The organism is Mesorhizobium sp. M0184 (genome assembly GCF_040322215.1).
In the GTDB taxonomy this organism is placed as follows: domain Bacteria; phylum Pseudomonadota; class Alphaproteobacteria; order Rhizobiales; family Rhizobiaceae; genus Mesorhizobium.
Map to the genome: position 1 here is coordinate 1 of NZ_JAMYSZ010000045.1, position 17,340 is coordinate 17,340.

General features: G+C 58.6%; 5 protein-coding genes and 6 pseudogenes. 3 read left to right on the forward strand and 8 right to left on the reverse strand.

Features of this window, described 5'->3' with window-relative positions; translation table 11 throughout:
* Window positions 1-189: 189 nt before the first annotated feature.
* Together NKJ23_RS31335 and NKJ23_RS31340 are read left to right on the forward strand one after the other, a co-directional pair.
* Window positions 190-419, forward strand: a pseudogene (locus tag NKJ23_RS31335) (integrase core domain-containing protein); the annotation flags it as partial.
* Window positions 420-712: 293 nt separating this feature from the next.
* Window positions 713-1,589: pseudogene (locus tag NKJ23_RS31340) on the forward strand (IS110 family transposase).
* 572 nt (window positions 1,590-2,161) lie between these two features.
* Here the strand turns inward: NKJ23_RS31340 and NKJ23_RS31345 are convergent.
* The 6 genes and pseudogenes from NKJ23_RS31345 to NKJ23_RS31370 all read right to left on the reverse strand — a co-directional run bounded on the left by NKJ23_RS31345 (window position 2,162) and on the right by NKJ23_RS31370 (window position 14,286).
* A complete protein-coding gene (locus tag NKJ23_RS31345; RefSeq protein WP_352684530.1) occupies window positions 2,162-9,421 on the reverse strand; it encodes an alpha/beta fold hydrolase in 7,260 nt (2,419 codons plus the stop codon).
* Between the two features lie 592 nt (window positions 9,422-10,013).
* Complete coding sequence (locus NKJ23_RS31350; RefSeq protein WP_352684532.1) at window positions 10,014-10,928, reverse strand: LysR substrate-binding domain-containing protein; 915 nt, start codon at window positions 10,926-10,928, stop codon at window positions 10,014-10,016.
* 465 nt (window positions 10,929-11,393) lie between these two features.
* Window positions 11,394-11,674: pseudogene (locus NKJ23_RS31355) on the reverse strand (IS5/IS1182 family transposase); the annotation flags it as partial.
* A 575-nt stretch (window positions 11,675-12,249) separates the two neighbouring features.
* On the reverse strand, window positions 12,250-12,561 hold the full coding sequence (locus tag NKJ23_RS31360; protein ID WP_352684567.1) for a hypothetical protein: 312 nt from the start codon (window positions 12,559-12,561) through the stop codon (window positions 12,250-12,252).
* A 560-nt stretch (window positions 12,562-13,121) separates the two neighbouring features.
* The gene (locus NKJ23_RS31365) at window positions 13,122-13,862 is read right to left on the reverse strand and encodes a hypothetical protein (protein ID WP_352684534.1); all 741 of its coding nucleotides are present in this window, start codon (window positions 13,860-13,862) and stop codon (window positions 13,122-13,124) included.
* Window positions 13,863-13,866: 4 nt separating this feature from the next.
* Window positions 13,867-14,286, reverse strand: a complete 420-nt coding sequence (locus tag NKJ23_RS31370; protein ID WP_352684535.1) for an SET domain-containing protein-lysine N-methyltransferase — start codon at window positions 14,284-14,286, stop codon at window positions 13,867-13,869.
* An 838-nt stretch (window positions 14,287-15,124) separates the two neighbouring features.
* Between NKJ23_RS31370 and NKJ23_RS31375 the strand changes: the two are divergent.
* Window positions 15,125-15,368: pseudogene (locus NKJ23_RS31375) on the forward strand (IS110 family transposase); the annotation flags it as partial.
* Between the two features lie 337 nt (window positions 15,369-15,705).
* Here NKJ23_RS31375 and NKJ23_RS31380 read toward each other — a convergent pair.
* Both NKJ23_RS31380 and istA read right to left on the reverse strand, forming a co-directional pair.
* A pseudogene (locus NKJ23_RS31380) lies at window positions 15,706-16,011 on the reverse strand (ATP-binding protein); the annotation flags it as partial.
* Window positions 16,011-17,270: pseudogene (istA, locus tag NKJ23_RS31385) on the reverse strand (IS21 family transposase). The pseudogenes NKJ23_RS31380 and istA, both read right to left, overlap by 1 nt.
* Window positions 17,271-17,340: the final 70 nt, after the last annotated feature.

Genomic DNA, 17,340 nt, shown 5'->3' on the forward strand with positions numbered 1-17,340 from the left:
ACGACATCTACTGATCCGCGCTCGCAGCGCATCCGGGAAAGTCGCGAGGGGCGGCCATGTAACGAGCTCGGGCTCTCAGCCCACGGTCTATTGACGGCCTGCCTGCACCTTCGTGCTCCCGGTGCCCCACGTCCCGCATGGGCTCACCATAAGGCCTTCCAAAACAAGAACAGCAGGGACGAATAGGCACCAAAGACCAACGGACAGGTCGAGCGGATGAACCGCACGATTAAGGACGCCACCGTCAAGCGCTACCACTACGAAACTCACGACCAGTTCCAACGCCACCTCGCAGACTTCGTCGCAGCTTACAATTTTGGGCGCGGACCCTGAGGGGCCTTGAGTTCATCTGCAAACAATGGACCATCGAGCCCTCTAGTCTAGATTCAATCCATCAAATGCCGGGACTAAACATTTAAACCACCATGGATCGCGGTGCTCTGATCGTTTCCACCGACTGATGATCCAAGCTAGGCGCGCGCAGCCCGCCCTTGCCTCAAGGCCGACATGCATCAGGATCGCGGCCACGAAGCTGGGTGTCGGGACCGGTTGCGATAGGGAACGTTCACGTCCCATCGATCCTCAGCCTTCGGGCGCCCATCAGTTGTAAGACCGTATGTCCGCCTCTGTCGGTGAGGTGGCTCGCCCTACACTGCGCGTCCGAGGGTTGCTCGGGCGGACCGAGCCGATCCTCATCACAGGAGGACGAGCCGTGTCAGATTATAGGGAAGCATTTGTAGGAATCGATGTTGCAAAGCTGAGGAACGCCATCGCGATTTCGGAGGCTGGCCGGGAGGGAGAGGTTCGCTTCTTCGGCGAGGTCGACGCATCGGATGAGAGCATGCGCCGCATCATCCAGCGGGTCGCCGCCAAGTTCGATCGGGTGTATTTCTGCTACGAGGCCGGCCCGACCGGCTATGGTCTCTATCGGCTGATCCGATCGCTCGGCCATGAATGCATGGTTGTCGCCCCATCGGTGATCCCAAGGAAGCCCGGTGATCGGGTGAAGACGAACCGCCGAGATGCTCTTGCTTTGGCTCGGCTGCTGCGCGCCGGCGAACTGACCGCGGTTTGGGTTCCTGATGAAGGTCACGAAGCCATGCGGGATCTCGTTCGCGCACGGGCGGCCGCGGTCGAGACGCTTCGCGTTCACCGGCAGCACGTGAGCGCCTTCATGCTCAAGCACGGGCGTATCTACCCCCGTAAGAAGGGTTGGACGATGCGCTATCTGCGCTGGCTGCAGGAGCAACCGTTCGATCATCCGGCGCATCAGATTGCGCTTCGGCGAGACAGTCAGACGGGGCGGCATCACCAAAGCGGGCAACGGCCGCGTTCGCCATATGCTGGTCGAGAGCGCATGGACCTACCGGCATCCGCCCAAAGTCGGCAAGACGAAGCTGTACCGGCTGGAACAAGCACCACCGAAGGTGCGCGAGATCGCATGGAAGGCTCAAACACGGCTGACCGCCCGCTATCGAATGTTGAGCGGACCCGGCAAGAGGACAACGATGGTCTGCACGGCGATCGCCCGTGAACTGGCCGGCTTCATGTGGGCCGTTGCACGGGAGGCGCAGGCGATCAGGTCGTAGACCGCTGCGATGGCTTTCATCTCGTGCATGGGCGGAGGCGGGACCCGGCAGGGGAATGCCCGTCAGACGCTTTGTGGCCGGCAAATCGACCGACGCCCGCAGTAAGATAGGAACAGCCCCGGACGCACAATCGGGAATGCGGTAGCCAACCCGCGCATCAGAGCTTGATCACCGACGTCCTTCAGTTCCGCCTCCACCCATGCGCGACTATCAGAATGATCAGCCGTTCCTCGGATCGGTCGACCTCCTGTGTTCCAAACCTTGACAGCGGCCATCAGAGCGGTGAACCGACGAGGACCGTGGCCGTCCCACCATTCGATAGCCACCGTAGTGAGGCGTGGCCGGTCGCTTTCGGCTTGAGCGCAATATCGAGTCTGAACGGGTCGTGACTGATCTGACCGTAGCTCGCCGTGGGCACAGTATCGTTGTGCCACATACTGAAGCTGGCCGGAATGTCAGTCGTTCCAACCGATAAGATTGATCGGCCGTCCGCATCGTCGTGCCGGATGGGATGAATAGCGTTGCAGGTATGCTCCCTCTCTTTCTGCTACGGCTATGGCGACCGGTGTGCATTACGTCTGGCAGATCCGTTCGTAGAGATCGCCGAACGTTGCTGCCTTGAAGATCTCATCCAATCGAGGCGGCCTCCAGCGATCGCTATTCTTCAAACGAAGATGAAGTGCGGCGGCGAGAAGGCTGTCTCCGCCTATGTCGAAGAAGTTGTCGTCCAATCCTATTTCCGTGACATTCAGGAGAGACTTAACTTCCTCGAGGAAGACATTCCTGAGATCACCGTCGCTTAGCACGCTGTCCATATTTTTTCCGGCTTCTTCGGACGGAGATGTTTTCTCGCCGTCCGGCTCGTCGCTCGTGATTGTCCGGACCTGATCGGCCCATTGCCTTAAACGTGGAGACAAGGGTCGCGCCGCCACGATCACCTGGCCGTTGTCAACGGTTGCCAGTATGCGCTTGATGATGTCGATCCCCTCGTCGGGACTGAGTGCCAAATGCTTGGGCTCAGATGTCTCGTACGCGGCAGTCACCTGCCACTCGTAGGAAAAATCCCAGTCATCCCAGTTGGAATTGATCCACCGGACGCCGAGTTTTCCTTGCACCTGGCGTGCAAACGCGTCCATGAACCTGTTCGCCGCCGTACAAGCGGCCATCGCCGGTCCGCCGAGGATGGATGCAAGGGACGAGAAAAGGAACACAAACTCGGGTGATTGGGCGTGGGTAGACTGCATTCGCTCGATCGCGCCGTATAGGTTGCGCGTCCCCACGAGTTTGGAGGCGAACTCGCTGACAGAGGTCGTGTCCTCCATCTCAGCAAGCAACTTCACACCGGTCAGTCCAGCGGCGTGAAAGATGCCGTCGACCCGCCCGAATTCCCGAACCGTGGTGTCGAGCGCGCTCGACAGGCCGTCGAAATCGGATACGTCGATTTGGCGAAGAATCACCCGACCCTTTGCGCTGTCAAGCGCGGCCAGTCGGCGCATCCAGCCATCTTCATTGAGATCAGCAGATTTCCAATCCAAAGAGTCAGGCAACGCACGGCGGGTTATCCCGACGACCGTCGCCCCAAGAGTTACGAGATGTTCGGTCAAGGACATACCGATCCGCCCGAGAGCTCCTGTGATTAAATAGACACCTTCCGGTTTGAGGACTTCACCTCCGGGCGCTTGTGCGGCGAGGACCACCTCGGGAAAGTGCGGCACCCACCGCCGGTTCCCGCGGAGCGCGACGACCGCATCGGGACCAGGCACGTCCCGCCCAATTTCAGCAACGAGCCGATCGCCGATGTCCGGGTCATCGATGTTCAGATCAACAAGCCGACAATTGACCATCGGGTTCTCCTGCGGCAGCACGATGGCGGGACCGAAGACGCACGCCTTTTCGGAATCTACAGGTTCGTCACCGACCTGAACGGTCCGGTCACCAACGATCCAGAGATCGACCGGAGTCTGGAACGTCAAGATAGACAGAACCCCCGCCAAATCGAGTATGGCGTCGTAGCTCCGCAAAAGATCGGTCTGCACCGTACCCGGATGCCCGCACGCGTCCGCGCAGCCGCTCAGGTGCCAGAGGCAGAGAATGCGGTCAGCGGGATAGCCCGAAGCGATCTCGGCGTCGAAGAGTGCCTTCAGGCCTTTTCGGTTGGGATCAATGAAGATTGTAGACCCTTCAACTTCCACGGATGGGTTCGAGGGTTTGGCTCGTCGGCAAACACGGACAACCTCATGACCCGCATCCTCCAACTGCCGCGTGATGCTGTTTGCCAGTGCGTCTGCCACGGACTTCTCGTCTTCGGACGGCCGATCGGAGAGTACCAGCCAACGTCGCGTCTTTGTACTTCCGTCACCGGGAATCGTGCGGGGAATCATTTGCTCTGTCCAAGTCTGCGCATAGGTGAATACCTCTCCTCTGCGCCGTTCTCGCTCCCCGGACTGCGGCAGAACCATCAAGCCCGCAGGTTGACCTTCCGGCCAGCAACGGTGACGGTCAAACGAGTACGTCGGAAGCGGAATACGTCGGCTAATACCAAACGGTTCCAATTGATCACTGGCTCGCTTCCAGTCCACCGCAACACCCAAGGCCCAGAGGTTCCCAAGGCATTCCAGAAGCACATGGCGGTCGGTGAACTCCTCGTCGTTCTTGTCGCGCGCGGCTGGTACAATCGCTGGAATTCTGGTCTTACGATCCTCTGGACTGATCACTTCACGTGCGAAACGTCCCAGATTGCACGATGGCCCAAGCTCAACGAGCGCAGTTGCACCGGCCGCTATGATGGCTGCGAGAGAGCGATCGAATCGAATCGTCCCGATTGCTTGCCTACTCCAGTAGGTCTCTGCCAAGGGCACTTTCGCCCGGTGCAGATATCCTCCTGAATTAAGAGCAATGGGCAGATCCGGCACTCGCTTCTGGAGGGTGCGGACTTGCGCGTCGATGACATCAGCAGCCGGTTTCATCAGCGGAGAATGGCTGGGGATGCCAGCTGTGTTAAGGGCATGGTTGGGAATCTCTGCTTGTTCGAACTCCTGCTGAAGCCTTTCAAGCAGTTCCCGTTTACCGGTGAACACAACACTCGTCTTTGAGTTCACGACACCGACGCTGATTTCTCCCGCTTCAGCTCGATCGCGCCAAGCGGCCTTCTTGAGAATGTGCTCAGCCTCGTCCGCGCTGCATTTGGCCGCAAGCATGGCACCGTCGACACCAAGATTCGCCATCGCGCGACTACGAACGACCATTAGCCCTATAGCATCTTCCAGTTTCAGAATGCCCGCTAGGGTGGCCACGACATATTCGCTCATGCTGTGTCCAACAAGATAGTCGGGACGCACGCCACACGCTTCTAGCAAACGTGCCATAGCATACTGCACGGAGAAGATCATGACGTTGATTTCTTCAAAGGAAGGGGCCGCGTATGAATCGTTCCCCCCAAACACGAGTGACTCCAGATCACGATCCAGGACTTGGCGACTAGCGGCGGCACATATCAGGAACGCCTCGTGAAAGTCCGGCACGTGATCAAACAGGTCCTTGAACATCCCTACGTGCTGCACTCCGCCGCCCGGCAGCATGAACGCAATCGATGGCGAAGAAAGAATCGGATCGGCCGCGCGATCAGCCTCTTCTTCTAACCTCTTGATGGCCATGTCCAAGTTGCACGCCACAACGACCGTCCGATGATCGAAATGGCATCGCGCCACCTGTAGCGTGTGAGCGACGTCACCGAGATTGGTATCCCTGTTGCGCCGCAGAAACGCGGCCAGATTACGGCAGGCCCTGCTTAACGCCGACAGCGTCTTTGCAGATAGGCAAAGGGCGTAGGATCCCCGCGCGACGGATCCGGGCCAATCCGTTGCGTTCTTGCTGGTCCATTCCTGCAACACAACATGGCAATTGGTTCCGCCGGTACCGAGCCCGGTGACGCCAGCAGTTCGGGGGCGACCCCGCCGATGGGGCCAGGGTCTAAGCTGCTCGTTGACAAAGAAGGGCGTGTCCTCCAAGCTAAGGTCCTCGTTCAGGCGCTTGATCTTGATGGTCGGGGGGATTAGCCCGCGCTGAAGGCAAAGAACTGCCTTGATAAAGCTCGCGACTCCAGCGGCGATGCTGGCATGGCCGATATTTGGTTTGATTGACCCCAGCGCGCAGGTTTTGCCCGCTTGCTCTTGCCCGGCGAAAACCTCTGCCAGAGCGCGGATCTCGATTGGATCACCGACCTTGGTGCCGGTCCCATGCGTTTCGATGTATTCTACGTCCTCAGGGCCGAGTGCCGCAGATTCAAGTGCCTGGCGCACAACAGTGGTCTGGCCCTGCGGGCTTGGTGCTGAGAAGGACGATTTGGTGCGGCCATCATTGTTAATGGCACATCCTTTCACCACCGCGTGGATCGGGTCGCCCGCCGCAAGCGCATCTTCGAGGCGCTTGAGAACAACGACCCCTACCCCATCTCCCATCACCGTCCCGTTCGCATCGGCATCAAAGGCGCGGCACACGCCATCCGAGGAATTGATGAAGCCCTCGACATACTGATAGCCCGCTTGGGGAAAGATGATGCTGGCCGCTCCCGCTAGCGCCATATCGCAATGGCCGGCCGAGAGCGACTGAGCGGCCATGGCGATCACCACCAGCCCCGTTGAGCATGCGGTTTGCACTGCAATACTTGGACCGCTGAGGTTCAGCATGTAGGACACGCGCGACGCGAGATAGTCCTTCTCGTTGCCGAGTTCCGTCAGCCAGGCGAGCGGGGCGTTTGTGGGATCCATGAGACCGCCACCCCTCAAATGGTGCAGCAGATAGAGTGGCAGGGAAGAACCGGCGAAGACCCCCGTCCGGCCCTCATGCTGGGTTGGCGTGTATCCGGCCGACTCGAGTGCCTTCCAGCAGCATTCGAGGAACAGACGATGCTGCGGGTCCATTAGCGTCGCCTCATGCATCGATAGGCCCCAGAAACCCGGATCGAAAACGTCCACATCCTCGAGATGGGCGCCCACGCGCACATAATCGGAGCGTTTCAGGACATTCTCCGGAATGCCCTGGGCCTTGAGTTCTTGCGCGGAGAGCGGGGCTATCGAGCAGACCCCTTGGCACAGGTTCTCCCAGAGCGCATCAACGGTCTCCGCCCCGGGAAAACGCCCGGACATACCGATCACCGCAATATCCATACCGGTGCCGCCACCTAGGTCGACCACCTTAGCCGGCGCCTTCCCTTCCGAGGCTGACAGTGTTTTGCGGAGCGTCCCATATTGGTGACCTCCTTGCTCGCCGCGGCGCTTGCGAAGAAGGGCCGCAAGCTCTTCAAAAGTCGGGTTGAGGAACACCTCCACTACGCGGAGTTCAATCTTAAGTCTCTCGCGAACCCGCGTGCAAAGACGGGCAGCGAGCAGGGAATGTCCGCCGCAGTTAAAGAAGTTGTCGCCCGAACCGGCAGTGTCTGCCCGTAGAAGGTCGCGCCACGCAGCGCGCAGTGCGGGTTCGACCTCGTCGGCAGGCGTTTCGGGAAGAGACGCCTCTTCCGCGGCCGTTGGGAGGCGCGACCGATCGAGCTTCCCGTTCGCCGCCATGGGCAACTCCGCAACAGCGACGAAATCCGACGGCATCGCGTAATGCGGCACCTCAGAGTTCATATGCGCACGCAACGACGCCTGCCACCCCTTACCCCGATTTCGCAAGACTACATAGGCAATCAGTTTATCAGGTTGGCCGGTCGTCGGATCAAGTTCCGGGACGACCGCGGCGGAGCAGACATCCGAGTGCCGCAGCAAAGCAGCTTCTACAGAGCCCGGGACCACGCTATAGCCTCGGATCTTCACCATGAAAGAGCAGCGCCCCAAGATCTCCAATTGGCCATTGGGTAGCATGCGGCCAAAATCGCCCGTGCGGAACATCGTGCCATCAGCGCGAAACGGGTCGGGAACGAAGCGTTCCCGTGTCATCTCCGGGCTGTTGAGATAACCATGGCCCACACCATCGCCACCGACGAAGATCTCGCCGAGGAAGCCCAACGGGACGGGGTCGCGCCTCTCCCCGAGGACATACACACTGACGTTGTACTGTGGCACGCCGACCGGCACGACTGTTTGGGTTGCCGCAAGATCGATTTCGCTCAGATCAAGATTAGTGACGTCATAAGTCTCTGCTATGCTGTAACTGTTGATGATTTTGACATGGGGAAGCACTGCCTTAATACGCGCAAGCAATCCTGCTGTTAGCACCTCGCCAGATAAGTAAATCAACCGCAGATCCGGAAGGCGGTAAGCGTCGTTGACGGCGCCGCTGCCGACAAGCACATCCAGCAGTGAAGGGGTAAACATTGTTCTGGAAATTCGGTTCCTCTCCAGGTATTCGACCAGTCGGTACGGATCGTAAATGACGTCGTCCGGAATCAGGTAGGCCGGTATGCCTGCGAGGATCGGTCGCATTATCTCCCAGACCAAGAAGATATTGACCGCCTCGCGCTCATCAGGCGTGTATGGCAGCGCGTTGTAGCGCCACTGGTAAGTTGACACGGCGCTTCGGTGCGGGCAAACGATCCCCTTCGGTTCACCAGTCGTGCCGGATGAGAATGCGATTATGGCCGGGGCGTCGAGATCGAGAGCTTGTGGATTAGCGGAGCCAATATCCCCAAGTTGCGCTTCCCACCCCTCGTCGAGCGACAGTGCACGACCCGACCAGTCAGGCGGAAGGGTATCTGCGAAACGGTTGTTGGTGACAACGATTTCGATGCCTGCCTTCTCGAGTGTCCGCTTGAGTGCCGCAATAGGCTGAGCCTTGTCAAGCATGACATAGGCCGCGCTTGTCTTGAGAATGCCGAACAGGGCGACAGCGTATTCAGGTGAAGTATCCATAAGGATGCCCACGCGCGAGCCTAGGCCCTGACCATGTCCAAGGAGGTGCCTGGATAGATTCTCACTCAGATCGTCGAGCTCACGGTATGTGATGGTCGCAGCCTCTGACACGATGGCAGGGCTGTCCGGGGTGAGAGCGGCTTGTTTGCGGAATTGCTCATGCAGTGGTAGAGTCGCATAACGTAAGACATCGCCATTCCGAACGGAAACTGGAAGTTGCGCCTTCACCTTCTCAACTTCGCTCAGGAGGGTTGACACCACCTCCTCCGTCATGGATTGGGTGAAAAAGTGGTCGCCATCAAACATAACCCGGGCGAAGCGCGACGTCGTAAGCCGACCCCATTCGTTCAGGTCATCGGCATTGACCATTTCGTCCTGAACTCCACCCATTGCGGTGATTGCCGCGTTGAGAGGCGTTGGCAGGTTCCGGTCGTAAGTATCCGCAAGTTCGAGGTCGGCCCGCAGGGGCGGCAAGATGAAGTCCGCTAGGAGTTTCTCGTTTGCCAGCGCCTCCGTCGGAACCATACCGAGTGTCCGGACCAGATCGATCAGCTTATCATCCGCGTACCTATACATGGGCGGTTCATCCGCCGGCACATCCGCCGACTGGTGAGCAGACACGACCACATGGAAGGGAGATGGCCTATCGGCGACCTCTAGGGAGCGAGCGATCTCGTAAGCCACGAGGGCGCCCATGCTGTGGCCGAAGAACACAAAAGGCCGGTCACTGTACGCGCGGAGCGCCTCAGTGACCGCGGATATCAGTACATCCATCCTGCGGATGACGGCTTCAGCTGCACGTTTGCCGCGCCCGGGAAGATCCAGGCAAATCAGCTCAATGTCTTCGGGGAGATAGTCAGACCAATTACGGAACGACTGGACGCTACCACCCCCATGCGGGAAGCAGATTATCCGATACGAGGGCTCTAGCGAGCTCTTTACGACCTTCAGAATGGTTTCGTTCTCAGGAAGAAACTGTTTCATTTCCGGGCCCACCTATACCAATTAGAATTCCGCTTGCAGGCACAGCCTTTATTAATCACTTGCGCCTTCGGTTAACAGTAAGAAAAAATGTACCAAATTCTGTTAATAATCAAGGCTGCTCTAGATGATGTTGCGTGAAGTATTATTGAATTTAAGTGACATTTTTTAACTTATAGTATGGAGTGATGTCCGCATCGACCGTCGTCTGGACGTTGAATGAAGGAGGCCCGGGCTGTTGCCTTGCTATTGACCCTAGCCCGTTTGATGCACAGCGATCGGCTTTCGGCGGTGTGAAGGGCTGCCCGGCCACGATCCTCTGCAGCAACGGCTGCACCGTTGCCGATTCGGATCTGATTTGCTCAGTAAATTCTCGTACACCTTGGTTACAGCGGAGTTCCGATGTCCTTGTGCGTGGCATCTTGCCGCCCGTCACCAAGGCATGTTGATCTGCGGTCGGCACAGGGGAACAAATGGTTGCCGATGCTCTCAAGGAACCCGCCCCCAGCGAGCTCTGTCCCGAGTCTGTAATGGCGATCGGCGCACCTCTTCGCCTCTGGGCCATGCATGATCGCGCCGGGCGCGAGCGTTGACTTCAAGCGCTCCGCTCTTCGGCCGACATCTCCCGCAGCCATTCGCGTACCAGTTCGGCCGTCGGCGACAGCGTTCGGCTTTCGGCCCAGCTTAGATAGTATCCGCCTGGGGCGGGCATTTTGAGGCCGGTAATCCTGGCCAGCTTACCTTGGTCTATCAGAGGATACACCATCCGGTGCCAGCCTATGGCAACGCCCTGGTTGGTTTGAGCGGCTTGTAGTGTCACGAAATGTCTGCTTAATCTGCGCCCAGGAAGCAGCCCGTGCCGAATCCCGGCGCTGCGCAGAAAGCTGCTCCAACCGACCCATTCTGGGCCGACCCAGTCCACATGTAGAAGCGGTAGCTCGAGCAGTGATTCAGCAGTGGCGTTGCTGTGCTCCTTGGCAAAGCCAGGACCGCAGACCGGGTACATGGTTTCGTCGAATAAAAATTCGGCGCACTCGTCCGGCCACGAGCCGAAGCCGTAACGAATGCGCAAGTCGATCTCAGCGCGCCGGTAGTCGTGTTCATTGTCGGAAATTACGTGATCGACGATGATGTCGTCACCATGCTGAGCCCAAAGCCGTGACATGCGCGGTATCAGCCAAATCGATGCGAAGGCATCAGCGCAAGCGATCGTGACATTCTTGGAGCGATCGCCGTGCTTGATTGCCTTGACGACTTCGGACGCCCTGGAGAAGCCGCTGGCTAGAGCGGCGTAGAGCTCTTCGCCCGCGCTGGTGAGCATAACGCCGGCTGCGAGCCTCACAAATAGACGATCGCCTATCTCGCTCTCAAGGGCGTTTACCTGCCGGCTAACCGCACTAGGCGTCACATTAAGCTCAGAGGCGGCAAGTTTGAATGACAAATGCCGCGCAGAGGCCTCAAATACCTCGAGGGCGGTCAGGGACGGGAGATCATAATAGCTGCGAACCATTGAAACACTCCAATCAAGTCGACGGTCCCGAACCAAGCTGCCGGGTATGGACATCGTCCTCCGGTCCGTAAAGGAACGCCGCTAACCTGCACACGCCAAAGCTGAGAAACTGACCATCACCAGTGAGCGCCGCGAAGCACTGCGGATGTCCGCTGTGCCAATCATGGAAGCATGTCGCGTGCCAAATTGGCGCACCGTTTGCGTTGCTCGACTTGTCCGCACCGACGGGCTGCCGTGGCGACCCTTTGGTCCGACTTCTGACATTCTTGTCCAGCTTCGGACACAAGAGGGTTTGCGGAGAAAGACGCGCGGAGGCACCATCACGGTCACGGGTCGTGGTCGAGTAGGTCAGCCATTCGGCTTTCGCCCTCACACATCCGCAGGCGGATTTCTCGCACCCGGCGCTTCCCGCGGTTAACCCGCGTATCCGTGCTTGCGCCCAAGTTTGAGTGATGCGCGGAGTTGTTGTTTATAGGCGGGCTCCAGCCTGCGATTGCGGGCGTTTGTTGCCATGCTGGCATCCGGACACAGACCTTCTTGAACTCCCCGGTCTTGCGGCTCTTTCTCAGTGCCGCCTGCGCATCCTCATTCGCAGCGCTCACCGCCTCGACATGTCGGACTGCCAAGCTGTCCCAACTCATGTCGGCCCGGGGCAGCGAACCATCGACGTGGACCACCTCACCCTTGGCAATCTTCGCGTCGATGCAGGCTTGAACGGTGCGCTCAAAGATCCGGCGAACCCGTTGGGTGGTAAAGTAGCGGCCGCGTCGCTCAAAAGCCTATCGGCAGCTCGGTCGATGTTTTGGGTCTGCTTTTCCGTGATCCAAATTTGGGAAGCTCGATGCCCATTGAGGAATCGGACCACGGGCGCCGATCGGGCTCGCCATAACCAAAGAGACCGCCCTCCCGCGAACGTAAGTATGAGTGGACGTTTAGTTCTATGATTTCCGGAGTCTGCATATCGCGTGGCTTGCCCATCACTCCACCACGGTGGTCTCCTTCGCAAGTAAGTGGTGCGGCCGGAAAGCACGAGTTGCGGCTCTTGCGTATTGGTGTCTCGCAGAATCGCGTCAATCACTTACCTGAGAACTGCGAACGACGAACCTACCAACGCTGGTCGTCTTGCGCTTCACGATGAAGCGGCCATCCCGGGTCAGCCCATAGTAGTGGTGAAGCCGAGTAAGGCGAAGGTTTAGGCCGCCGCTTGCCGCGGTCCCAACGCGAGCGGCCATGAACCGGCTGCGGATTCCGACGTAAAGCCGGCCGCCATTCCGATCAGAGACCGGCCACCATTCCGATTTGAAGCCGGCCACCATTCCAATCAAAAGTCGGCCAGCTTTCGGCACTGAACATTACCTCCTGGGTCAGCAACTTTGGCATCAAATGCCCCGCGATGAACGGGAGATTTTGATGCCGGCAAAGAGAAGGCTGACCATGAGACAGCTACGACAAATGCTGCGGTTTGCCGGAAGCGGGACGAAGCTCCCGCGAGATTGCCGTCGTGTTGGGAATAGCGCGCAGTACGGTGCAGGATAATCTGCAGCGCAGCGGCGGTTGGATTGAGCTGGCCCTTGCCGGACGAACTGACATCGCCGCGCGCGTGGTCGAGATGAAAACCCAAATCCGCCTGCACCTGCCGACATCCTGCCCGGACCAGCGCATCCTGCGCATCGTCCTCAGTCGCATCCCGCAACTCGCGACATAAACAATGGGATGCAGACGTCCCGAAACAAACCCGCTGACCTCAACCCGCAAACCCTCGCGTTCCATCACGACGGATCACCGCCGGCGCCTAATGAGGCTTGGGAAAACGCACCGCAAAGGCAACCAGATCGCCGCTTCAGGCCGCCGAAAGCTCATCGCCGTGCATTAAGGCGGCTAGATCCTGGGACAGACCCTCCAAGGTCGCTCAACAGATTGAGGCGCCTCGCTCCTGATCCGATCATGCGGCGGCCCGGCGCCGACCGCGAAGAGAAGTGAGTGACTCGCGGGGCGACATGGTCCGAAAAAAAGCAGGAAAAGCTTGACCTCACCAACCCCAATCAGAGAAGCTTGCCAGCCGTGGCACGCTGATAAGCCCGGCTATGCCGGAGAGCGCGGCGATCCACGCCGTCAGCTATACCACTTCCTGAGACACGATCGATTAGGGACCGCGGCCGGCACTCGCGTTTGCGAAGAATCAGAAAAAGGTTCTCAGCGTGTCCGCAATGCGAAAGTGCCGGAAAGTGTCTTTAACAGTTCGTCTCGAGTTAGCCAAACTAGCCAGTCATCATGGCTTATCCCGAGGGCAGGCAAGCGCAGGATGGACCCGTATTCTCGATGCTGATATCCGTAGCGATCCACTACACCTTTTTCGATGTTCCAGCCGGCTACTAGAGCGTAAATCAAATCTGGGGACCATTTAGCCCATGCTAGCCCCAATGCAAGGCGACCAACAAAGCTCGTGAGGTCGCGGCCTCGAAAGTCCTCCCGCAACCACACATCGCCATGATATGCTACCAGCCCCTTTAAGGTGTCAGCCGTCGGCGCGGAGCAACTGCACGAGGAAGTGGGTCCGGCTTTGAGGTCAGGGTCGTCGAAGCAGCCTTTGAGCGATCTAAGATGCTCAGCAAGGCTGGTGTGGGATATATCGTCTAAACGCATTGCTTGGACATGCGCTATACTTCCTTCCCGATCCCGACCGAGGATCCAAAATGCCTTTCCAGGTGAGAGAGCAGAACAGTCCGGGCGGAAGTGTGGAGTGGTCGGCGGCTTTCCGGGAAGTCTGCTGGTGATTCGGACATACTCGTCAAAATTGTCGCCGGTCGCAATTCGAAGGCCGGACTGGCGCGCCAGGTCGTCTAGTGCCCAGATACATTTTGATAGTTCCAGTATCGTAAGGTTGTCGTTCATATCTGATGTCCCTTTGCCCAGCGGCGTCAACAGATAGATCATCCGGTTATTCTACGAAGGTGATAGCACTTGGATAATCATCTATGTTAGCATACCTGTGTGTTATCTCTTCGCCAATTTGTATGTCCTTTAGCGCTACGATGCTTGCCCACGCACCCGTGTCTTCGTCGATCCATACTATTTTTGAATTCGGGTTTGATGAATGATTTACTATAGAAATTAACCCGAAAACAACATACCTTGAGCATATGTTTTTAATAGAATTGGGAATCAGTCGAACAAAGTAGTAATTGAACAGTTCTGTGCGTTCTAATAGCTCTTCGTCCGAGTTATTAAATTCCAATGTCGGGGCTATTTCAATTACATCACCAGCGCTGAATGTAATATTGGCAAATACGCCGCGTCCTTTCTGAGGAACATTCCTTACGTATACCGAGTTTCTCTGGCCACCCATTCCTCCGGTCATTGGAGTTTTCCTTCTCTGTACTTCTCATTATGGGTGCCAACTGGCACTAAGGTCCCGCGCTGCTTCATCGCTAATGCGCTCGGCGAGTCCACATCGGCCAAATCTAGGATAGGCACCGCCGCTCTGGCCTACCCAGTAACGGGAACACCTCCCGCCGAGGCCAACAGATAACTGGATCGGCAGTGCGCATTTCAGAGCACTCCAGGCCTTCGTTTTCAAGGCTTCAGTAAAGACGACTGTAGCTATTCTCAGTCGACATCAGCTTCCTCATGATGGCATTGCACGGTGATATTCGGCATCATGGGAAGCAAAGGTATCACATCCACTCCACGTGTAACATTATGTTAGGTAACGTTCAGGTTACGTCACTTCTCGAAAATGTAATGCTGGAAATATAATTTTAAGTTCAGCAGATGGACTGAACTTTGGTGATTAGCTCCGCACGTCGGTGAGCGGGGACGGCAAACGAAGCGCTCGATCGCGAATTTGTTGAGCTCGCGCGCGGATTGCCGCGCTACAAGGCGCCCGTCATCCGTGCCTGTTAGCCGATGGCGACGGCAAGGCTGGAATCCTTAGTCAGGTCGAGATGGCTGGACGTCGTCAGTGACACGCAGGGCCTGCGGCAGCACGATGACCGCATGATCTGGCCACTGTGCAGACGGAGCGCCTTCGAAGCCTCCCATTGGCCGCGGTTGACCGACTGGATTGCCCGGCCCGCACGATCTCCGCAATGGCCGCCGAGAATTTTACCAGCAGACTAGTCAACAGGCGGCGAATTCCGGTGTCAGATTGCAGTCGCCGCGGATGTTAAGGCCGGCTGCCCGTCTTATGCATGACAGTCTCGAAATCCGGCAATCCAAGGCTACGAGCGACGCTGATTCAGCTCGCCTAGCTATGGTTGCGCCATCAATCGCACTCGGCGCTCACCTTGTGGTTCCAAGATCGGGTCAGGCGCAATGGCGGGCGGCTCAAGAAAACGATTGTTGCGCTTGCCCGTAACTGCTCCTCGCATTGTGGAATATGTCAATGCGGGTGTCGTCATCGAGGGGGTAAGGATGAAACCACCTGACTATGGCTGCTGAATGTTAACCTATTCCCATCCTCAGTGCTTGACCAGTCCTGACGATCCAGGTGGACGAACCGTGGTGTGGCTTGGCTTGAAATGCCGCTTCGCGAGAATGGTCCCGTCCCCATGAGCCTAGCCGCCGTATGCGGGATAAGGGTGCAGCCGCCGCGAGGCGGCGACATGGGGTAATCGCGGGAGCGATTCTCCTGACCGTGTCCAGATCGGATGAAAGTCGAGATGTGGCTAAGGTCGTTGTTCCCCAGCAAGATGAGAAACGGGATCATGGCGCTGGGCCTGTCCCAAGCATCGATGGAGAACAACCGTGGAAGAATATATCGGCCTCGACGGTGCGCTCCATGAGCAATCCAGCGGCAGGTCGCCAGCTCCCGGATTTGGCGCTGATCCAGCGACGGCTGCGCGTCGAAGTCGAAGCCATCGAGTTCGCGCACAAACGGGAACTGCGCGATCTTGCCTGCCATGGAGATGCGCCGCTCGTCGCGCCGCGCGATCTCGCGCGTTGCCAGGAAGACCAAAGCCTCGCGCAAGGTCATTTGCGAACGCGCCGCTTCGTCCAGCAGCGTATCGAGCTGATCCCGGATCGCGGTCAGCTTCAGCCGGTCGAGCTGAGCCACCAACATCTCGTGATCGACCGCCGTCATCACCAGCTGCCTCCCACCAGTGCCTCATATTCGGCCAGCGGCCGCAACAGGGCGGAAGGCGCAACGATCTCCGCCGGCGCCGATCGCATCGGCGCATGCGCGCGCTCGACAATCCGTTGGCGACGTCCCCGGCACAAGGCATGATCCGCCACCACCTCGCCCGCATAACGCACGATAACACGGCCGCCCAGCACCACGACTTGGACGCTCTCCCCGATCAGCCGCCAGGGAACCGAGTAGCTGTTCGTGTCCGGGTCGATTGCGCAGTCCGCCTGGACCTTGCGCACGAGATCCCGCAGCTGCCCAAACGGTGCCCGTCCGCCCAGAGGGCGAAGCGCCATGGCTTCTTCGGCAAAGCGCCCCGCAGGAGCCACGCCGGTCGTGCCATGCACACGCTGATCGGCAATCTCGCGTGTCCACCGGTCCAGATGAGCCTCGAACGCCGCCCAGTTCTCGAACCGGCGGCCGGCAATCGCATTGCGCTTGACGTAGCCGACCCCGCGTTCGTCCTTCCCCATCGTACGCGCCCGGTAGGGCGCACAAGCCCGCGGCGTAAATCCCCAGTAGCGGGCAAAGGCGTGCAGCCGCATGTTGAACCGCACTCCGCGTCGTCGCATCGTGATGTTCGACCAGCGCCTTCGGGTTGTCGAGCAGTACTTCCGTTGGAACCCCGCCGAAGCGAAGGAAGGCTCCTTCCATCCCCTCGAACCAGTCCGCCTGGCGCTCCCGAAGCGAGGGACGGATATGCAGCCGACGCGAGTAACCCAGCGTTGCCACAAACAGGTGCACCCGAACACGCTCGCCGCCGATCCACGCCCGCGTGTCGCCAAAGTCGATCTGCATCTGATGTCCCGGCGCCGTCTCAAACCGAACCGTCGCGCGCTTCTGCGCCCTCAACTCCCGACGCCAACCCTGCACCCGAAGCCCCACCGAAGCCCTATAACGATCCCATGTTCGCTCTCCAGTTCCTGGCGCACCACATCGGCGTTGCCGCCATGGCGGAAGAAGCGCTCCCGCAGCCAATCGTCCAGCCCGTCAAACGCGGTCCGCCGCACAGGCTTGCGAAACGGAAAAGTCCCGCCCTCGCGCAGACACCGACGCACCGTGTTGCGCGCGCATCCGAATTGGCTTCGCCAGTCGCTTCGCTCCCCAGCCAAGCTCATGCAGCCGCAGCATCGCTGCCACCTCTTCGGCTGAAGCATCTCCTCTCCCTGCATCGTTCTCGACAATGCAGGAATCGCCGAAATCCCAATCGTCATCTGCCTCCTCTCATAACCGAGGGGGTCAGTTCTTCATTTCGTCAGGGGGTCAGTTTCTCAATTCGGCCAA

Coding starts and splice junctions, on each gene's coding strand:
- NKJ23_RS31345 (WP_352684530.1), bottom strand. CDS start 9,421: ATGAAACAGTTTCTTCCTGAGAACGAAACCATTCTGAAGGTCGTAAAG.
- NKJ23_RS31365 (WP_352684534.1), bottom strand. CDS start 13,862: ATGATCTATCTGTTGACGCCGCTGGGCAAAGGGACATCAGATATGAAC.
- NKJ23_RS31370 (WP_352684535.1), bottom strand. CDS start 14,286: ATGACCGGAGGAATGGGTGGCCAGAGAAACTCGGTATACGTAAGGAAT.
- NKJ23_RS31350 (WP_352684532.1), bottom strand. CDS start 10,928: ATGGTTCGCAGCTATTATGATCTCCCGTCCCTGACCGCCCTCGAGGTA.